18 protein-coding genes are annotated in these 17,830 nt (G+C 51.8%); 10 read left to right on the forward strand and 8 right to left on the reverse strand.

Features of this window, described 5'->3' with window-relative positions; all coding sequences use genetic code 11:
• The first annotated feature begins 33 nt into the window (after nt 1-33).
• Nucleotides 34-324: a hypothetical protein gene (locus CBW22_RS17635; RefSeq protein WP_021508990.1), complete on the forward strand. Its 291-nt coding sequence runs from the start codon at nt 34-36 to the stop codon at nt 322-324.
• A gap of 24 nt (nt 325-348) precedes the next feature.
• On the opposite strand, the gene CBW22_RS17640 is transcribed toward CBW22_RS17635, so the two are convergent.
• Nucleotides 349-1,776: an alpha,alpha-trehalose-phosphate synthase (UDP-forming) gene (locus CBW22_RS17640; protein WP_088517567.1), complete on the reverse strand. Its 1,428-nt coding sequence runs from the start codon at nt 1,774-1,776 to the stop codon at nt 349-351.
• A 173-nt stretch (nt 1,777-1,949) separates the two neighbouring features.
• Complete coding sequence (locus CBW22_RS17645) at nt 1,950-2,813, reverse strand: substrate-binding domain-containing protein (protein WP_088517353.1); 864 nt, start codon at nt 2,811-2,813, stop codon at nt 1,950-1,952.
• Nucleotides 2,814-3,045: 232 nt separating this feature from the next.
• Between CBW22_RS17645 and CBW22_RS17650 the strand changes: the two genes are divergently transcribed.
• From CBW22_RS17650 to CBW22_RS17670, 5 genes are all read left to right on the forward strand, one after another.
• Complete coding sequence (locus CBW22_RS17650) at nt 3,046-3,741, forward strand: RipA family octameric membrane protein (RefSeq protein ID WP_088517354.1); 696 nt, start codon at nt 3,046-3,048, stop codon at nt 3,739-3,741.
• Between the two features lie 98 nt (nt 3,742-3,839).
• Nucleotides 3,840-4,370: an outer membrane lipoprotein Blc gene (blc, locus tag CBW22_RS17655; RefSeq protein ID WP_088517355.1), complete on the forward strand. Its 531-nt coding sequence runs from the start codon at nt 3,840-3,842 to the stop codon at nt 4,368-4,370.
• 230 nt (nt 4,371-4,600) lie between these two features.
• Nucleotides 4,601-4,897 (forward strand): hypothetical protein, encoded by a 297-nt coding sequence (locus tag CBW22_RS17660; protein ID WP_071813630.1) that lies wholly within the window; start codon nt 4,601-4,603, stop codon nt 4,895-4,897.
• Nucleotides 4,898-5,491: 594 nt separating this feature from the next.
• A complete protein-coding gene (locus tag CBW22_RS17665; RefSeq protein WP_088517356.1) occupies nt 5,492-6,589 on the forward strand; it encodes a CBS domain-containing protein in 1,098 nt (365 codons plus the stop codon).
• Nucleotides 6,590-6,926: 337 nt separating this feature from the next.
• A complete protein-coding gene (locus CBW22_RS17670) occupies nt 6,927-8,618 on the forward strand; it encodes a HEPN domain-containing protein (protein ID WP_088517357.1) in 1,692 nt (563 codons plus the stop codon).
• Between the two features lie 232 nt (nt 8,619-8,850).
• On the opposite strand, the gene CBW22_RS26805 is transcribed toward CBW22_RS17670, so the two are convergent.
• Entirely contained in the window at nt 8,851-9,492 is a 642-nt protein-coding gene (locus CBW22_RS26805; protein WP_088517358.1) for a hypothetical protein, read from the reverse strand.
• Nucleotides 9,493-9,791: 299 nt separating this feature from the next.
• Nucleotides 9,792-10,010, reverse strand: a complete 219-nt coding sequence (locus tag CBW22_RS17680; protein ID WP_088517359.1) for a DUF7661 family protein — start codon at nt 10,008-10,010, stop codon at nt 9,792-9,794.
• A 331-nt stretch (nt 10,011-10,341) separates the two neighbouring features.
• Here CBW22_RS17680 and CBW22_RS17685 point away from each other — a divergent pair, with 331 nt between their 5' ends.
• The 4 genes from CBW22_RS17685 (at nt 10,342) to CBW22_RS17700 (ending at nt 15,761) form a co-directional block, all read left to right on the forward strand.
• A complete protein-coding gene (locus tag CBW22_RS17685; RefSeq protein ID WP_088517360.1) occupies nt 10,342-12,054 on the forward strand; it encodes an ABC-F family ATP-binding cassette domain-containing protein in 1,713 nt (570 codons plus the stop codon).
• Nucleotides 12,055-12,197: 143 nt separating this feature from the next.
• The gene (locus CBW22_RS17690; RefSeq protein WP_088517361.1) at nt 12,198-13,373 is read left to right on the forward strand and encodes an efflux RND transporter periplasmic adaptor subunit; all 1,176 of its coding nucleotides are present in this window, start codon (nt 12,198-12,200) and stop codon (nt 13,371-13,373) included.
• Nucleotides 13,370-15,307 (forward strand): MacB family efflux pump subunit, encoded by a 1,938-nt coding sequence (locus tag CBW22_RS17695; RefSeq protein WP_088517362.1) that lies wholly within the window; start codon nt 13,370-13,372, stop codon nt 15,305-15,307. The genes CBW22_RS17690 and CBW22_RS17695 overlap by 4 nt, the downstream gene beginning before the upstream one ends.
• A 175-nt stretch (nt 15,308-15,482) precedes the next feature.
• Nucleotides 15,483-15,761, forward strand: coding sequence for a hypothetical protein (locus tag CBW22_RS17700; RefSeq protein ID WP_088517363.1), 279 nt, complete (start codon nt 15,483-15,485; stop codon nt 15,759-15,761).
• Nucleotides 15,762-16,112: 351 nt separating this feature from the next.
• Here CBW22_RS17700 and CBW22_RS17705 read toward each other — a convergent pair whose 3' ends face one another.
• From CBW22_RS17705 to CBW22_RS17715, 4 genes are all read right to left on the reverse strand, one after another.
• Nucleotides 16,113-16,328 carry a YdgH/BhsA/McbA-like domain containing protein gene (locus tag CBW22_RS17705; protein WP_058770290.1) on the reverse strand — a complete coding sequence of 72 codons (216 nt, stop codon included), beginning with the start codon at nt 16,326-16,328 and terminating at the stop codon, nt 16,113-16,115.
• A 114-nt stretch (nt 16,329-16,442) separates the two neighbouring features.
• Complete coding sequence (locus CBW22_RS26385; protein WP_165899342.1) at nt 16,443-16,601, reverse strand: hypothetical protein; 159 nt, start codon at nt 16,599-16,601, stop codon at nt 16,443-16,445.
• Between the two features lie 141 nt (nt 16,602-16,742).
• Nucleotides 16,743-16,958 (reverse strand): YdgH/BhsA/McbA-like domain containing protein, encoded by a 216-nt coding sequence (locus CBW22_RS17710; RefSeq protein ID WP_058759052.1) that lies wholly within the window; start codon nt 16,956-16,958, stop codon nt 16,743-16,745.
• 320 nt (nt 16,959-17,278) lie between these two features.
• On the reverse strand, nt 17,279-17,830 hold the full coding sequence (locus CBW22_RS17715) for a C40 family peptidase (protein ID WP_021508972.1): 552 nt from the start codon (nt 17,828-17,830) through the stop codon (nt 17,279-17,281).

Genomic DNA, 17,830 nt, shown 5'->3' on the forward strand with positions numbered 1-17,830 from the left:
ATGCTAAACGCAACGCGGATACTGAGAGCTTTTATGTATAGAAGTGAAGATGAAAAACTGGCCGACATTGTCATGGGCGATGCCGTGCTGCAATTGTTAAAACAAGCCGGACCGGTAACCACTCTCGCGCTGCTGGAAAAACTGCGCGCGATGGCGGCATCAGAAACCGATCCGGCACGCCAGCGCGCGTTTCGCTATGCGATTGCTGAAGTGCAGAACAGCAAAAGTGCGCCACAGGGCGAAGCAGTGGCGTTAAAAGGTAGCGATAACGTGACCCATATTTTTCGCAACCGTGATAATACGGGCAAAAACACCCGACATTAGCCCCGCTCTGCCCCAGTCTGCTTATCAATAACGTAACCGCCCGCTTATGCCTGCGCCCGACAGGTGACGGCTACACAGCTGCACACTCTCCGGCTGCTGCTCATCCATTAACAGGGCGAGGAAGCTGTCGGCCCACCAGTGACAATCATAGCGGTGCAGATTATTCAGCAAGCGCGCATGACGGTTCTGACGGTCGCTGAGCGGCAGCCGCAACGCCGTATGGATGGCATCCGCCATTGCATCAGGATCGTAAGGATTAACGATCAGCGCGCCATCCATCTGTTCGGCCGCACCCGCGAACTGTGACAGAATCAGCACGCCGGGATTTGCGGGATCCTGCAGCGCAGCATACATTTTCGCCATCAGGCTCATGCCCGCCATCAGTGGCGTCACCAGTGCCACCCGCGCCGCGCGATACAGCCCGGCCAGCTCCTCACGGCGATAATCGTGGTTGAGATAGCTGACCGGATACCAGTTGAGCATACCGTGCACGCCATTAACCTCACCGCACAGATTTTCCAGATTGTGGCTGATCGCCTGCTGCCGGTGCGGGTGTCCGCTGGCAGCAGAAGCCAGCTGCAATAACATCATGTTGCCCGCATAGTCGGGATGATGGCGCAGCAGCACTTCCAGCGCGCTGATGCGATACGGCAGACCTGCGCTGTCGTCGAGATGACCGCCGCTCAGCACCGTGTTGGCCGGCAAATGTTCGCGGCTCTGCTGTTCCATATACTGGCAGCTGTTACTCTCAAGTAACGCCTGAACCTCAGCCAGATCGATCCCGACCGGAAACACGCCGGTGGTGATGATGTGACCGTGCACGCGCAGACGGTTCCTGCCTAAGCGTTCAGCGCGAAACTCGCTCTCCAGCCACAGCAGAAAGTTATTCATATCCTGCCCGGTCTGGAAGCCAATCAGGTCGCAGCACAGCAGCGATTCTGCCAGGCTGCGCCAGTCAGGGATCGCTTCAAACAGCTGACCGGACGGAAACGGCTGATGTAAAAATAAACCGATGCGGTTAGTTAAGCCGGTATCACGCAGCATTTTTACCGTTGGGATGAAGTGATAATCCTGCAGCCAGACAACATCGTCCGGCATGGCATATTCGGCGATGGCGTGGGCATAAGCCGCATTCAGCTGGCGATAGGCCTGGAAGCTGGCGCTGGTGAAACGTGCCAGGTCCGGACGCTGGTGAAACACCGGCCACAAGCCCTGATGGACGTAGCCGTGATAGCCCTCTTCGTATTCTGCGCGCGTCAGCGCAAACTGCAGCCTGTCGTATTCGTTACCCTGCTGAAAGCTAAGCGTGCGCGCCGCTTCCTGCGCAGCGACGGTACGTTGTCCATCCCAGCAGACCCAGAGGCCACCGCGTCGCGCCATCAGGCGATCGTAAATGGCTGCCAGCGTGGAAGACTGATGCTGATTATGTGTGACCAGAATAGTGCCGGGCATGATATTTCCCTTTGAGGTTGAGGCGCGCCACAGTGCCGCCTGCTGCGCTGATTTAACCGCCGGCAATATAAAAAAGGCGTAAAGAAAACCTGCGCGGATATAAAAATCCGGCAAAGATCAGCGCCAGTGTGTGGAAATCAACCCGGCGCCCAAGGGGGAAAGACTTGCAGCGATCAGTGACGGATGGCGCAGCCGCACTGCGACATTTCGCCAGGCACATATTTGCCGTGATGCGAATGGCGCACCTGCAACTCACCCTGCTGCCAGGCGCGGCTGTGGTCCGGACGCTGATCCAGTAGCCGGTTGAGGGCTTCCGTCACCAGTAAATCACGGCGCGGTGCCCAGCTGCTCAGGTGCCATGTGGAGCCGCGCGCCTCGTCAGCATCATCAAAGCCCACCACGGCGATATGCGCGCCCTGACCGAAGTCGCGCACGGCCTGCAGTGCGCCAAAAGCCAGCTCGTCGTATTCGCACATCAATGCATTGATGCGTTCTGCCGCACGGGTTTTCTTCAGATAAGCCATCATCGCCTGATAAGCCTGCTCACGGTGAAGGGCGCCGGCGTGCAGTGCTGCGTGCAGCGTCTTGTCTTCCACCTGCAGGCTGGCAATAAAACCCTGCACCTGGCGCGGCGGCGTGTCACTTGCCTGCACTTGCATAGCGCCCAAACGCTGATGGCCCTGCGACAGCAGCAGTGCGCCAAGCTGCTGCCCGGCGTGATACGCATCGGCAACCACCACATCAGCGCCCGCGCTGTCGTTCGGGCACAGATGCACCGCGCGCAGCGATGGCAGCAGGTGCGCGGCGATGTCCTGCGCACCCCGACACGGCGAGCTCAGGAACAGCAGCCCGCCCAGCGGCAGCGACGCCGCGTTCCGCAGCGCGACCTGAAAATCCTCGCGCGTGGCGGCGCACAGCAGCACCGGCAGCAGATCACGCGCACTGAGTTGACGCGTGACTTCTTTGAGCATGTGCATACTGTGCGGATGACTGACATCATCGCTGACGATGCCGATGAGCGGCGAATGGACGGACATAACTGACCTCTCCTGTTACGTAGGGTACGGGAAAAATTTTGACGTATTAGTATGAAATTCCACGTTACCCGAATAATCAGATATCGCCAATCGGTGGATGCGAAGGATTGCTGTTCTCCTTTCACCCGGTGCGTGTTGACGGCGGCAAAATGCGCAGCCGCTGCACCGGACGCCCGGTTAGCTTCGTTTTACGTTACACTGACGCCACGAATATTTTGCCAGCGGAAAATTTATGCGCATCACCCTCGATCAGGCCGATCAGCCTTTTATTCACCGCTTACTGGGCGAAGAGATCGCCAGTATCGATTCCACGTCTGACGAACATCTGCGCCTGCAACAGGCGTTGCAGGATGCGCGGTTACAGAGAAATCATGAAGCAGAGCTCGACTGGAAACGCAACGCGCTCTATCTGCTGCTGTTTGTGTTCCTGTATGGCGCACTGGGCTGCTCGCTGACGCTGGATTTGAGCGCGGTCGCACAAGCGTCAAGCCATAAAAGCATTGCCTATGCGCTGGAAGCGGTACCGGTCCTGATCGCCTTCTCTGGTCTGTTCCTGTCGCTGCTGTTTCTGTTCGCCGCGCGCGGCAGCGCACGCCGCCTGCACAACTGGGATCACACTATCGTGCTGCTGGAAAAATACAGCGGCTGCAACCTGAATCTGCAGATTAATGAAATGGGGGCGCGCACCACGCATTACTCGCAGTCGGCGATTACCGTGGCGCTGGCGATGTTTATCTGCCTCACCTGGGTGGTGATGTATAACTACTTCACCTTCACCACCAGCGGCGTGATTGGCAGTGTGATCTCGCTGTTTATTACCACTATGACTTACGTGATTCTGGATATTCAGCTGCTGAAATCCGGCAAATCGATCGCTATCGATGAGCCGGTGATTCCGCCAGAAGATGAGGTTGAGAAACGCCGTTAATCGACAGACCGGCAACGGCGTAAGGTTTTGCGCCGCGCCGGTTTCGCTATCCTTATCTATACTTCAGACAGGATTTTGAGAGATATAAAGGAGTTGCGATGAAAATCTGGCCGTTAGTCGCCATCACGGCGCTGTCTGTTACTCTGGTCGCCTGTAAATCCCCGACGCCACCTAAAGGGGTGCAGCCCATCACCCACTTCAATGCCGATCGCTATCTCGGTACCTGGTATGAAATTGCCCGCCTCGATCACCGTTTCGAACGCGGTAAAGATCATGTGACCGCCACCTACGGCAAACGCAGCGACGGCGGTATCAGCGTGCTGAATCGCGGTTACGATCCTGAGAAAAAAGCGTGGAGCGAGAGCGAAGGCAAAGCTTACTTCACCGGTAAACCTGACGTCGCCGCGCTGAAGGTCTCGTTCTTCGGACCTTTTTATGGCGGTTATAACGTGATTGCACTGGATGAAGATTATCAGTATGCACTGGTCGCCGGGCCGAACCGGGGGTATCTGTGGATTCTGTCGCGCCAGCCCACCATTCCGGCTGAAGTCAAACAACGCTATCTCGCCTATGCCCAACAACTGGGCTTCGCAACCGATCAACTGATTTGGGTTAATCAGTCACGATAAGTGGGTGCAGCGCCAGTGACTCCCGCGCGGGCTTCAGTGATTACCCTTGCACTAATAAGAGTAAGGTCAGTAGCAGGCACTGCGTAAATTGACGGCCTTACTTTTTATTGAAAAACGGGTGTTGATGATCTGTTAAGTCAGCAGAGATAAAACGGATGTTAGTGTATCTCTTCGTGAGTATTACCCGCCGCGGCAGCCTGAGCTGCCCGTTACGAATCGAGAGGCTACCAATGAGTAAGTATTTTCTGGCCTGCTTTTTGGCACTGTTCGCCTGCTCTGTCAGCGCTGGACAGGGAGGAGCTGGAGGTCAGGGAGGAAACGGCGGCTATGCGGGAGAATCCGGCGCTGACGGTGGAAACGGCTCAGATGGAGGTAATACTGATGGCTCTGCCGGCAGGCCGGGATGTCCCGGCGGCACCGATCCTGATGCGGACGGAAAATTTTATCTGCCAGGTACCACTCAGGAGTGCAATCCAGGCAAGCATGATTCGATGAAAGTTCATCAGCCGACGGTAACCGGCGCTTAATTCGCTAGCCTGTTGCCGGGGTAAGTGCATGTTCGGGCCAAGGTGTTAGTTATTTCCCCGTCATGTACGGTTTCAGTCACTCTTTAAGTGACAGCAGCAGGCTGGCGGTAAGTTTGCTCAACCAGAGCGTTTTGATATGCGGAATACAATGGACTGGCTGCGCACTGCCCGTTAGTCTTAGCCTCTGGATATGTGGAGTTGCTGTAAATGCCTGCTTTATGTCAGGAGCGATTAGTGAGCCTCGAGTGGAAAATAATGGTTAATACTGCAGCCTGTTGTCCAAACTTTTCATTTTGATTTAATTCTAAATGAATAAGGCATCTACTAAACTCAACGTGCAGGCAATTTTGATTTAATTCTAAATGAATAAGGCATCTACTAAACTCAACGTGCAGGCAATAGCGGTAAGGGCAATTCGTATTCTGGCCTCCTTTACTGAGCATTAGGAACCTGAACTATGTGTATGGGATGGTGCAATCTGACATAAGTTGAAAAAGTCAATGCAGCCTCACCGACCAGATTTTAAAATAGCGTGAGAAGCCTGAATCAAGACAGAAAGCTAACAGTAGCCGCCAACCTACATGGAGAAAATTTATGGCAGTAGAAAACCTAGAAAGACTTGACGAAATCCTTCGTGAACTAAAAGAAGGTATGTCTTCAAACCCAATATCAGTGCGAGAGTTCATAAGCTGGTTTGGCGCAGAGCGTCGAGGCAACATGGTTGCGTACAAAATTCGCAAGGCATTAGAAAGCTTGGGAGTTAAAACCAAACCTGATTTTGATAGTGTGCCGCTGGATGCAAAAATTACGATCTATGCACCTTCGGTGAATGACACTATGACTCTTGAAGCAGGTGAATGTTTAAACGAAGCAACCGAATCAAGTAACTCAGAATTGGCTACACCGGAAACAGTATTCCTGCCGCAAGTAGAACTAATTTCCGGTGCACTTTCTGAGCCAGCCTTCCGAGTCAGCCGACTTGAAGCATCGGATGTAAAGCTAGTGACCGTTAAACCTGACGCTACATTAACAGAAGCTATCACATTGATGTTACAACATGACTACTCTCAACTACCCGTAATGACCAGCGAGAGAGATGTTAAAGGTGTTATTAGCTGGGAAAGCATTGCTCCAAAACTAGCGTTGACCAAATCCGAATCTGCGGTAGTGCGTGATTATATGAAGCCACACAGGGAAATAAACGCCAGCGACTCTATTTTTTCTGCACTGCCTAGAATTATTGAGTATGCTTACGTATTAGTGCGATCTTCCGATCAACGAATTAGTGGAATTATAACAACTACCGATCTTAGTTCTCAGTTCAGACAGCTATCTGAACCTTTTCTTTTACTCTCCGAAATCGAAAATCATATTCGTAAGCTGATAGACGGGAAATTTACGAAAGATGAGCTTGTTAGCATCGTTAATCCATCTGACAGCGAGCGGGTTATAGAGTCAGTAGCAGATTTAACCTTTGGGGAATATATACGAATTTTTGAAAATCCAGAGTTGTGGAAAAAAACCGAACTTCAAATAGATAAAAAAACCTTTACTAAAGAGCTCGATAAGGTCAGGATAATTCGTAACGACGTGATGCACTTCGATCCGGATGGTATATCAGAGGAAAATCACGAGCTCCTCCATAACTTTGTAAGGTTTATTCATACTATACAAAGCTTGTCAAGAAAATAAGAGTGTTGTATATGACCTAATGTGGTAACAGGTTCGAATTGTGCGTTTGTGCTAGGTGGCTACACCAAATATCGCCACGCTTTAGTAGCTAATGACTTACACTGGGTGACCTGTAATCCGTTGATCAACAGGAAGCAATATGAGTATTGCGACTATTTGGCTGCGAGATCATCTGTGAACTTCGTTACTCGCATTTAGTGTATATACGCCTATTTGTCAGCCCGCTTTGTGCCAAAAGCGTAGATTATTATAACGGTTTATCCTCGTTAAAAATCTGTTGGTCAGAGACACTTATAATGGGTGAACAAACAAAATTGCATATAGAAGGAACTATAATATGAAGAGTGAAAGCAATAGTTTTTACCTAAAAAAGATAGTTGACGTACATGTTGATATTGAAAGCGAAATTATTTGTGCAAAGCTGGAATATGGTGATTTTGGGATCCCAACGTTAAGAATTGATACGCTGCCCGATACAACAGAATTTTATAATCACGTTCGTGATAACGAAGAACTTACATGCACCACGCTTTCGGAAGGAGAAATCATCACGCTGCATGGCATAACGCTAGGAGATAGTTGTATTTTTGCAGATTATCTTACCAAAGGAAAAATGCTGCCTAGATTCGATAAAATAGAACTGCATTTGACTGGATTATCTGTCTGGATAGAGGGGCGTAGAGGTTTTCAGCGTAACAGCGATCGACTGGAAAGGGATATCAGCACGGAAAGATTTAGTGAGCCGTTCTCTTTTCGCTCTCAAAGTTATTTTCTTACAACCAATTTTCACATAAACACTCATAATGAATCACCAGTTAAATGCCATTTTGAATTTGAACACACGTTAGTCATTCAAAAAAAAGAGGGGAATTTCTATTTTACAGAATGTAGAGAGTTAGCTCACGAACTACGCAACCTGTTTTCCCTATTGACTGGACACGCACTGTCAGTGCGTGATGTATGGGTTTTTAGTCATGCTAACCCAGCACAGTATCAATGGCTCTATTTTCCATCGGTATTATATGCAAAATATCCCTTACAATATGATTTTCATGCAGTCTGCGACTTCTCAAGCTTAATTGAGGGTAAAAAGTGGGAGGGTATACTTTCTAAGTATTTTGGCAATGATACTTTCAGGAACATCTGGAACAGACTTGTGCCTTCATATGGAGAAATGGGCGCATGGGAGTATGACATTTTATCCCGAGTTATAATATTGGAAATCTATGCTGGCGTGAAAACTGCCGACAGAAAACTCAAGCTAAGTAGAGTAATTAATCGTGATTTTATGAAAGCACTTCACGAAACAATCGAATCTTTCTCAGCATCAAGAGATTTATCCAGCGATGACCGTATTGTTTATGAAGGAATGGCAAAAGCGATCCTGAGCACGAAAAATACATCACTCCCTACTCTCAGAGAAAAGTATGACGCCCTGATGGAGCAACTCAGCACTAGCTTTAGAAAGGCCATCTCATTTACTGACAGTGACTTTAATAGAATAAAAAACCTCCGTGACAGTACAGCACATGGTGATGAATATGAAAGACACAGCCAAGGCAACGATATTAGTTACGAAATGCAGCTAAGCGACCGCTTGTTAGTTTTGTTGATGTGCTTCGTCTATTTGGAGTTGGGGTTTTCTGAGAATGAGATCGCTTCGTTCTTTCAGAAGTCTCACTGTTCATTCATTCGCAACGCAAATTTAAACATGCGCGAATTAGATCGATTAAGCGGCGGAGTTACGTTCATAAAACTTACTAAGCCACCTAGAGAAATAATTTTAAAAAATTATGATATGGTGATATTAGATCATTCTAAGGAAGATGGGAAATGGTATCTGAATGAAGAAATCACGGAGAATCTTCATGTGAAATGGCATAAGAGCGGAATACCTATCTTGCTTGATTATATTAAGAGTATCTATTCTCAAAAAGTTGATGAGGATTTTGAGATTTTGAATAAGGCATACATTGAAAGCGGTGGTATAGAGACTGAGCACTTTGGTGCAGTCATCATCAAACATTAGTACTTCTTGTTCTCTTATTTAAGAAAACTTGGAAACATTAACAATTATGTGATAATTTTTCTAACTCATTAATAAATGGCGAAGGTTAGTAATATCGTGCATTGCCTCTCAGAATAACTGCGAATGTCGCTGTTCGCTCACAACGAACGGTGGCCTACGCGTCCGCTTTGTGCCAAAAGCGGACGTCGTTAACTGCCGGATATAAGTATTAATGGGAAGCAGATCAGCCTGGCTACGGATATCTATTATTGAGTATTGAACTGAAATCGTTTGTACTGGATTTAAAATCGTTTGCGGGTGGGATGTATGAATTGAGCTTTTTACTGATTCTTGATACTTTCAGAGTACAAGCAGCGACCCAACACCATACTATAAAAGCCACAACAAAGACGAATAGAGATTTTAAAATCTCTATGCTATCACTCTGTGAAGAACCTCTGTATGCCTCAGCACCGATAAATAATAGCAACCATATTAACACAAAAGGTACTAACCACTTTTGGAATTTATGAGGGTATATATTCCCCTCAGCAATTGTATACATGCCCTGATAACGTAATACTGCCTTCAAGGACGGAGTTAATGACTGCGCATGGTCTGAGTGGAAGCATATGATTTTATAAGATAAATCCCGATCCCTGTGCAGTCCGAACGACTGTAGATGAAACTGCTGCTCCGCCTTAGCTAACGGATCGGACGTTGGTGCAGAAGAGGTTCTAAACCATTCGACTGCTTTTATCTGCTCGGAAGAAGAGCGTGAAAAAAAATCTCTACGATGAAACTGAATATACTTTTTTGTAATCGCTCCGATGATGGTAAGAATTACTGCGGATACAACCGGGATACTGAAGATGTCCTTTATTAACGCTATCATGGCTTTTCTCCTGCTCATCAACATTTCGAAATAAATATTATCTCATTTTTTAAAAGTTAATTAGAATCTGGCTCCTTAAAAATTAAACTCTATAGCGATTATGCTCCCTATCAAAAGTTCTCGGCCTAAAGAATGCCCGTATCTTCGACTGTAACTCTATTACTTGAGGATTAACACGAACCTTAGATTCATCTATCGAGTAATCCCGTTTCCGAACTTCCGCTCCTCGTCTAAAACGGACATATACTTGTGCACCGTCCGCTTTATGCCAAAGGCAAACATCTCAACATAACCAGGTTTTATTCGATGCGTTTCACATCGGGATGATGCTCGGTTGCAGCTTCATGAAAGATATCACCCAGCCAGCCTGCAATTTCGTCTTCTGGCATATCATCTGGAATAGCGATATCAAACATTCGTGAGAATTTTCTTTCTGTCACGTCGACGCGAAATACCTGCCAGCCATCCTCCTTACGCAGAACGCCAATGTGCCGGCCAAAAACGTCATAAATCAGCATATTCACTCTCCTGTGATATCAATCAGGCTTTGACGCCATACTATACCAGCGCCGATACAAATCGCTGGAAAAAGCCGCACACCGCCACTATTATCGGCTGACTTATTCACCTGCTGATAACTAAGGAGGATCCCTATGCCGTCGTGTGAACTGTTTGTTTACTCACACTTCTATGGTGACTGGACCCGCTCAGGTTTTACCGCACTCGTGCTGCGATAATCCGCCTGAGCGAAGTTCTGACAATCTAATCCCTTCTCTCCGGCTTACCGGGTTGTCGTCAGCGAAATTCTGACGTCAGGCTTTTTTGCGCCTGCAACTTGAGAGTAAGTAGATGAGCACACTCCTTTCCGCACATGCCGTCGGCTTCGACAATGCCTTTGGCCCGCTTTTTCATTCCCTGGATTTCAGCCTGAAAAAAGGCGATCGCATCGGCCTGATTGGCGACAACGGCAGCGGTAAAAGTACCCTGCTGAAAATTCTCAGCGGTGAACTGGCCGCCAGTCACGGTAGCGTCACGCCAGCCAGCCACTGTCTGCTGGCGCGCATCGAACAACACCTGCCGGAAACGTTATTCGGGGCCTCATTGCTGGATGGCGTGATCGCCCGGCTGCCCGCAGCACAGCGCAGCGGCGAGCGCTGGCGTGCCGAGGCGCTGCTGCATACGCTGGGTTTCAGCACAGCGCAGCAATCACAACATGCTGCGACACTGAGCGGCGGACAGCATATGCGGCTGTTGCTGGCGCGTGCGCTGATTCTGCAGCCCGATTTACTGTTGCTGGACGAACCGGGTAACCATCTCGACCTGCCGACCCTGCTGTGGCTGGAGAATTTTCTGATCGGCTGGCAGGGCAGCTTTGTGCTGGTGTCCCACGACAGCGCGCTGCTGGACCGCGTCACCAACTGCAGCGCAATCCTGCGCGATCGCACGCTGCATGTTTTCCGTCTGCCCTGCACGGCCGCCCGCGAGGCGCTGGCGCAGCAGGATGAAGCCGATGCGCAGCGCCACCAGGCACAGCAGCAGGAGATTGCCCGGGTTGAGAGCAGCGCAAAACGGCTGGCGATCTGGGGCCGGACCTATGACAACGAAGGTCTGGCGCGTAAAGCGAAACAGATGGAGAAGCGCATCGACTGGCTGAAAGCCGCGCAGACCACGCTCAGCGCCGGCAGTCCGTGGCAGCTGCAGTTACAGGGCGAAGCGCTGCAGGCGGATCGCGTGCTGGCGCTGCCGCCGATGTCGATTCAGCCTGCTGCCGGGGCGCCGACCCTTTTTTCCCTGCCGGCGCTGCAGGTGAAAAGTGGCGATCGCATCGCGATTGTCGGCCACAACGGCTGCGGCAAATCCTCACTGCTGCGCCAGCTGTGGCATAGCTGGCAGCAAGGCGACAGCCCGCTGTTTCATCCGCGCGCCCGCGTCGGCTATTACGACCAGAGCCTGCAACAGTTGCGTGACGACCAGACACTAAGCGCGGCATTGCACGGTTTCGCTGCGCTGAGCGATGAGCAATGCAAAATGGCACTGATTAGCGCAGGCTTTCCCTGGCTGCGCCATCAGCAGAAGGTTGCCTCACTCAGCGGTGGTGAGCGCTCGCGCCTGCTGTTTGTCGGCCTGACGCTGGCGCGCTACTCGCTGCTGCTGCTGGATGAACCGACCAACCATCTGGATATGGCAGGCAAAGAGGAGCTGTCGCAGGCGCTGCAGCAGTTCGCCGGCGCGGTGCTGCTGGTGTCTCACGACCGCAGCCTGATCGCCAGCAGCTGCAATCGCTTCTGGCTGATTGAACAGCAGCAGCTGAGCGAGTGGCACGACTGGCCGCTGGTGACCGCCAGGCTGGCCACCGCCCATGTGCCAGTCGATCACCCGCTTGCCGCTGCCGCCGTCGATGGCCGCCCGGGCGATGAGGATGCGCTGTTGCAGGCGCTGCTGGTGCTGGAAGAAAAGCTGCAGCAGGACGAAGCGCGTAAGGCAAAGCATCAGAAACCGGCGCAGCAGCAGCAGTGGCGCAGGGAGATTGCGCAGCTGAAGCAACAGCTGAATCTGCTCTGAACGGATTGACTGTCGGGGTATCGCAAACCCATAAACTGCGCCAGGGATGGCGCACTCCCCTGCGGCTGACAAAATTCCGCAGAATTTTTCTCCAGTTTGTCCCGCTTAGTGATTATTATTCTCGCTAAATTTAAGGGACGATGATGCACACAATGACGAAAAAATGGCTGTTTGCCGCGCTAACTGCGCTGGTGATGATTCTGGTTCTCTGGGCGTATTCGGCGTCACGCAGTAAACCCAATCCGCTGATGACCGCCGCGGTGCGCCAGGGCGACATCGAAAACGTGATTGCCGCCACCGGCAAAATGGACGCGATTGAGCGCGTTAACGTCGGTGCGCAGGTCTCCGGTCAGGTGAAAAAGCTGTATATCAAAGCCGGCGACAACGTGCGTAAGGGCCAGCTGATCGCGGAGATCGATGATCAGCCGCAGCGCAGCGATCTGCGTAATGCGCAGGCGGCGCTGAGCGTGGCGCAGGCGGATTTACAGACCCGTCAGGCTACGCTGGTACGCCAGCAGGCACAGTTTCAGCGCCTGCAGCAGATGGTTAAAACCAATGCCGTTTCCCGCCAGGATTATGATACCGCCGCCGAAGCGTGGCGCATCGCCCAGGCAGAGCTGACGGCGCAGCAGGCGCGGGTGATTCAGGCCCAGATCGAAGTGGATAAAAAGCAACTCGATCTCGGCTACACGCGCATCATGGCACCCATTGACGGCACGGTGGTAGCGATCGTCACGAAGCAGGGCCAGACCGTAAACGCCGTGCAGAGCGCCCCGACCATCGCCAAACTGGCGCAGCTCGGCACCATGACCATCAAAGTGCAAATCTCCGAGGCGGACATTACCAATATTCAGCCCGGCCAGCAGGCGTGGTTTACCACCTTCGCCAATCCGGATAAACGCTACAACGCCACGCTGCGCAGCATCGAACTGGCCCCTGAGTCGGTGATGAAAGATGATGCGCTGATGGGTAACAGCGAAAGCAATACCGTGAGCAGCACGAACGCGGCGGTGTATTACAACGCCCTGCTTGATGTGCCGAACCCGGATAATGCGCTGCGCATCTCCATGACGGCGCAGGTTAATCTGCTGCGTGACCAGGCGAAAAACGCGCTGCTGGTGCCGGTGCAGGCCACGAAAAAGGCCAGCGATGGTCGTACTTACGTCGAAATCGCGGATCAAAATAATCAGCCAGAGAAGCGCTACATCACCACCGGCATCAGCGATAGCGTTGACATTCAGGTGCTGAGCGGGCTGCGCTTAGGGGAAAAAGTGATCCTTGCCACGCAGCAGCCGGGCGCGGACAAGGTGGTGATGTGAATATCATCGAACTGCACAACATTCAGCGCAGCTACGTCAATGGTTCGCAATCCCTGCAGGTGCTGAAAAACATTAATCTGCAGATTGCCAGCGGCGAAATGGTGGCGATCATCGGCCCCTCGGGCTCAGGCAAATCCACGTTGCTGAACATTCTTGGCTGCCTTGATGCGCCGGACAGCGGTGATTACCTGATTGGCGGCAAAAATACCGCCACGCTCTCGCCCGATGCGCTGGCGCAAGTGCGGCGCGAGCACATCGGCTTTATCTTTCAGCGCTATCACCTGATGCCGGATCTCAGCGCGCTGAGCAACGTTGAAATACCGGCGATTTACGCCAATTTATCCGGCACCGCACGCCGTCAGCGCGCCGCACAGCTGCTGGCACGGCTCGGATTACAGGGGCGCGAACAGCATAAGCCGGGCGAGCTGTCAGGCGGCCAGCAGCAGCGTGTCAGTATTGCGCGTGCACTGATCAACGGTGCCGAAATTATCCTCGCCGATGAGCCCACCGGCGCGCTCGATTCGCACTCCGGTGAAGAAGTGCTGCGCATCCTCAGCGAACTGAACCGCGAAGGTCACACGGTGATTATCGTTACCCACGATATGAAAGTGGCGCAGCACGCGGAACGCATTATTGAAATTCAGGACGGCGAGATTTTTGCCGACAGCGGCAGCGCTGCCACGGCCGCAAAAACGCACTTTACGCCAGCGCCACGCAAGCGGCAAAGCCGATTCCGCGGTCTGCTTGACCGGCTGCGCGAATCATTACGCATGGCGCTGAACGCCATGAACGCCCACCGCCTGCGCACCGCACTGACAATGACCGGCATCATCTTTGGCATTGCCGCCGTCGTCACCGTGGTGGCGCTGGGCCAGGGCGCGCGGGAAAAAACGCTGGAGAGCATTTCCGGACTGGGTACCAATGTGGTTTCTATCTATGCCGGCGGCGATTATGTCGAGGACGATGCGCATCCGGTACAAACCCTGGTGATGGCCGATGCCGATGTGATTGCGCGCCAGCAGTTTGTCGCCGCCGTCAGTCCAGAAATCATCGCCACGCAGCCCATTCGCTACATGGCCAACGCCTCCAAAACTTCAGTTTCCGGCGTGGGCGTCGACTATTTTCGCATTCAGGGCATTAAGCTGGTGGAAGGCAGCAACTTCAGCGATGAGCGGCACGCGCGCCAGGAAATCATCATTGATATCAACACGCGCAATAAATTATTTGGCGAACAGGGCCCGAGCCCGATTGGCAAAATGATTGTGCTGGGATCGGTGCCGGTGCGGGTTATTGGCGTGGCCAATAATGAAGATGGTCTGTCGCCCAACCGTCTCAGCGTCTGGCTGCCGTGGAGCACGGTGATGTATCGCATCAGCGGTCAGACCGCGCTCACCAGCATCAGCATCAAACTTAAAGACGATGTGGTGAGCGGCGCGGCGGTGGAATCGCTCACCCAGCTGCTGACGGCGCGCCACGGCACCAAAGATTTCCTGATGTTCAACCGGGACAAGTATCGCAAAGCGATAGAAGGTGCGGCGGCCACGCTGACGCTGCTGATTTTACTGGTGGCTTCGATTGCGCTCATGATCGGCAGTATTGGCGTAATGAACATCATGCTGGTGTCAGTGACCGAGCGCACCCACGAGATTGGTGTGCGCATGGCGGTAGGTGCGCGACGCGGCGACATCATGCAGCAGTTTATGATTGAAGCGGTGCTGGTGTGCCTGGTGGGCGGATCGCTCGGCGTGGCGCTGTCGCTGGTGATAGGTCCGGTCATTTCACTGCTGGCTGGCGGCGTGCTGACCGCCATCTACTCATGGCAATCGGCTGGCGCAGCGTTTGCCTGCTCTACAATCATCGGCATGATATTTGGTTATCTGCCCGCGCGCAAAGCCGCACGAATGGATCCGGTCGCCGCGCTCGCCAGCGAATAAATCAACAACCGGACCGGCACATTATTCATGCTGGTCCGGTCATTTCAGGTCTAATCCGAAAGTCATTAAATCAATTAGCCCCGCAGGTCATCATCGGCGTAGACTGAACGCGTCTCTAATTTAGACACATCACCGATTATCTATTCGATGGCTATCACTCGCCCGAGAGTAAGTTATGTTAGAACCGCACTATTTTTATTTATGTCACGATCCGGACGCCGGCTGGGTATTGCATAAAAAAGGCTGTTACGTACTGGAATTTGAGGAAGAGAAGCGCTTTATCGGCTCTTTGTATACCGTGCATCAGGCGCTGACGGTAGCGCGTATCCACCATCCGCAAATAGCCTGTTGCCGCGACTGCCTGCTGGACAAAGGCCGGTCGAAAAGAACGCCGGTTAATAGAGAGAAAAATCTGATTCCCTCTCGCCATTTTGACGACGATCAGAAAAAATAACGGTGCAGATTACGCAAACGTAATGTGTTTTGAAATGGTGAAATAAACTCACCCGCTTCGCGTTTATTTAGCCGCAACCGGATTCATTTCTGACAAAATAACCGACGTGTAAGTCGGGAAATCCACTCAGTGTTTATCGCCTGACGGTCTGATATTAAAGCAGTTATCCACAACTGACGTGCAAAGAGGCTGGCTTATCCTGTGGATAAACGCCTGGGCTCCGCCTGTTGCGCCCGCTGAGCAGGATTGGTCAAATTTCGAACGCCAGCCTGCTGCTTTTGTTTGTTTCAAGCCTTCCGGAAACAGCAAAGCCGCCCGAAGGCGGCCTTAACGCAGTGAACCAGTCTGAACTTAGTTATACAGTTCAGCCGTCATGTGCACGCGGTTGTTGGTGTTGGCTTCAGTAATTTTATACTGAGCGCCCTGCTCTTGCGCCTGCGCGGCGATTTTAGCTTCTGCACCGTCCAGCGTAGAGGAAGTCACGGTTACGCTCTGGGCAAAGCTGGCAGCTGACATCAGTGAAAGAGCGGCAACAGCGGCGATTGACATAGCTTTAATGGTTTTCATGGTCTTATTCCTTCATGGTTGTGGCTGAAGGCTGTGTGCCTTCGATGGAACTAATAATAACTCAGGTTACTATACTGCAATTGATAATAAGTGCGGTTATCGTGATCGTGCTAATTATTTCTGATCGCCCGGTTGCGCCAGCTCAGCGCGCACCGTCGCGATAAATTGCGGCCAGTGGGCAAAACGAATCACCGGAACGTGAGCATGGCGTTGCGTGCGTAATGCATCTGCAAAAGCCAGCGCCTGCCGGTTGATATCCACGTTGTTCAGCATATTGCGTTCTCCTGCCAGACAGTCTGCGCTGCAAATTCAGCAATATCGCCTGAATGATTGATACGCTGCGAGCCTGACTGCACGACAAAAAAGGCCGCCCGTCAGGCGACCCGTTCTGGCACATCCCTGTGCAACCATCCGTTATTTGTAGAGTTCAGCGGTCATGTGCACCAGGTTGTTGGTGCTGGCTTCCAGAATTTTATATTGCGCACCCTGCTGCTGAGCCTGAGCGGCAATTTTCGCTTCGGCACCATCCAGTGTGGTGGAGGTGGCTGAAACGGTTTGCGCGAAGCTGGCAGCAGACATCAGGGAAAGCGCGGCGGCGGCGGCAATGGTCAGTGTTTTGATAGTTTTCATGGTCATATTCCTTAGTGTTTGATGAGAAGGCGCTGCGCCTTCGATGGGGATAATAATAACCATGTTTACTATTACAAAATTGATAATTAGTGCGAATACTATGATCGCACTAATTGTTAATGCATGATATTTAAATTTACTATTTATAATCAATAGGTTGATTGGATTTCAATATCCATAAAGCGGCACAGAGCGTTAAAGCAGCCATCATGTTGAAGGCGAATTGTCACTGAAACAGGAGACGAATGGTTGACGGGGAGATGGGTCTGAGCATGGGCGCGAAAATGTCGCGCCGCGGCTTTAAGGAGGGATGTCTGACCTCAGACTTTATTTTTATAATTGAAACTGATCTGCGAATTTTGCTCGCGTGGAAGTCGTCTGGCTTCTAAATATACCGATTTCCAGTACGGATTATTCAGTGACGAGCGCATCACGCCCTGGCTGACTGAGGCATGCAGGAACTGGCGATCGGTGTCGTAAAAGCCGACGTGCAGCTCATGCTTAATGCGGAAGAACACTAAGTCGCCAGGCTGTAAATGCGCCTGATCGACCGGCTTACCCATGGCAATCAGTTCACGCGTTGTGACGCGATCCATGGGAATATTGAAACGATCTTTTAAGGTGCGCCAGACAAATCCGGAACAGTCAACACCGGATAATTGCGTCCCGCCCCACTGATATTTGGTGCCTTCCCACGAATGCATTTGATCGTGCAAAGCGGCTATTACCGGAATTAAATCGGGCTGTTTACCACCGTCCTGCGAGGTATCAACACTTTCCTGCTCCGGTGCTGGCGAGGAGTGAGACGAGCAGCCAGCCAGGGTTAATAACATCAGGCAGGCAATCAGGTTGCGGGCCGCAGTAGCAATCAT

It is taken from the genome of Pantoea sp. VS1 (assembly GCF_002207995.1).
In the GTDB taxonomy this organism is placed as follows: domain Bacteria; phylum Pseudomonadota; class Gammaproteobacteria; order Enterobacterales; family Enterobacteriaceae; genus Pantoea; species Pantoea dispersa.

Bases quoted from the DNA above. Each gene is read 5' to 3' on its own strand.
- CBW22_RS17635 (WP_021508990.1), top strand. From the start codon at position 34: ATGTATAGAAGTGAAGATGAAAAACTGGCCGACATTGTCATGGGCGAT.
- CBW22_RS17640 (WP_088517567.1), bottom strand. From the start codon at position 1,776: ATGCCCGGCACTATTCTGGTCACACATAATCAGCATCAGTCTTCCACG.
- CBW22_RS17645 (WP_088517353.1), bottom strand. From the start codon at position 2,813: ATGTCCGTCCATTCGCCGCTCATCGGCATCGTCAGCGATGATGTCAGT.
- CBW22_RS17650 (WP_088517354.1), top strand. From the start codon at position 3,046: ATGCGCATCACCCTCGATCAGGCCGATCAGCCTTTTATTCACCGCTTA.
- blc (WP_088517355.1), top strand. From the start codon at position 3,840: ATGAAAATCTGGCCGTTAGTCGCCATCACGGCGCTGTCTGTTACTCTG.
- CBW22_RS17660 (WP_071813630.1), top strand. From the start codon at position 4,601: ATGAGTAAGTATTTTCTGGCCTGCTTTTTGGCACTGTTCGCCTGCTCT.
- CBW22_RS17665 (WP_088517356.1), top strand. From the start codon at position 5,492: ATGGCAGTAGAAAACCTAGAAAGACTTGACGAAATCCTTCGTGAACTA.
- CBW22_RS17670 (WP_088517357.1), top strand. From the start codon at position 6,927: ATGAAGAGTGAAAGCAATAGTTTTTACCTAAAAAAGATAGTTGACGTA.
- CBW22_RS26805 (WP_088517358.1), bottom strand. From the start codon at position 9,492: ATGATAGCGTTAATAAAGGACATCTTCAGTATCCCGGTTGTATCCGCA.
- CBW22_RS17680 (WP_088517359.1), bottom strand. From the start codon at position 10,010: ATGCTGATTTATGACGTTTTTGGCCGGCACATTGGCGTTCTGCGTAAG.
- CBW22_RS17685 (WP_088517360.1), top strand. From the start codon at position 10,342: ATGAGCACACTCCTTTCCGCACATGCCGTCGGCTTCGACAATGCCTTT.
- CBW22_RS17690 (WP_088517361.1), top strand. From the start codon at position 12,198: ATGCACACAATGACGAAAAAATGGCTGTTTGCCGCGCTAACTGCGCTG.
- CBW22_RS17700 (WP_088517363.1), top strand. From the start codon at position 15,483: ATGTTAGAACCGCACTATTTTTATTTATGTCACGATCCGGACGCCGGC.
- CBW22_RS17705 (WP_058770290.1), bottom strand. From the start codon at position 16,328: ATGAAAACCATTAAAGCTATGTCAATCGCCGCTGTTGCCGCTCTTTCA.
- CBW22_RS26385 (WP_165899342.1), bottom strand. From the start codon at position 16,601: ATGCTGAACAACGTGGATATCAACCGGCAGGCGCTGGCTTTTGCAGAT.
- CBW22_RS17710 (WP_058759052.1), bottom strand. From the start codon at position 16,958: ATGAAAACTATCAAAACACTGACCATTGCCGCCGCCGCCGCGCTTTCC.
- CBW22_RS17715 (WP_021508972.1), bottom strand. From the start codon at position 17,830: ATGATTGCTACTGCGGCCCGCAACCTGATTGCCTGCCTGATGTTATTA.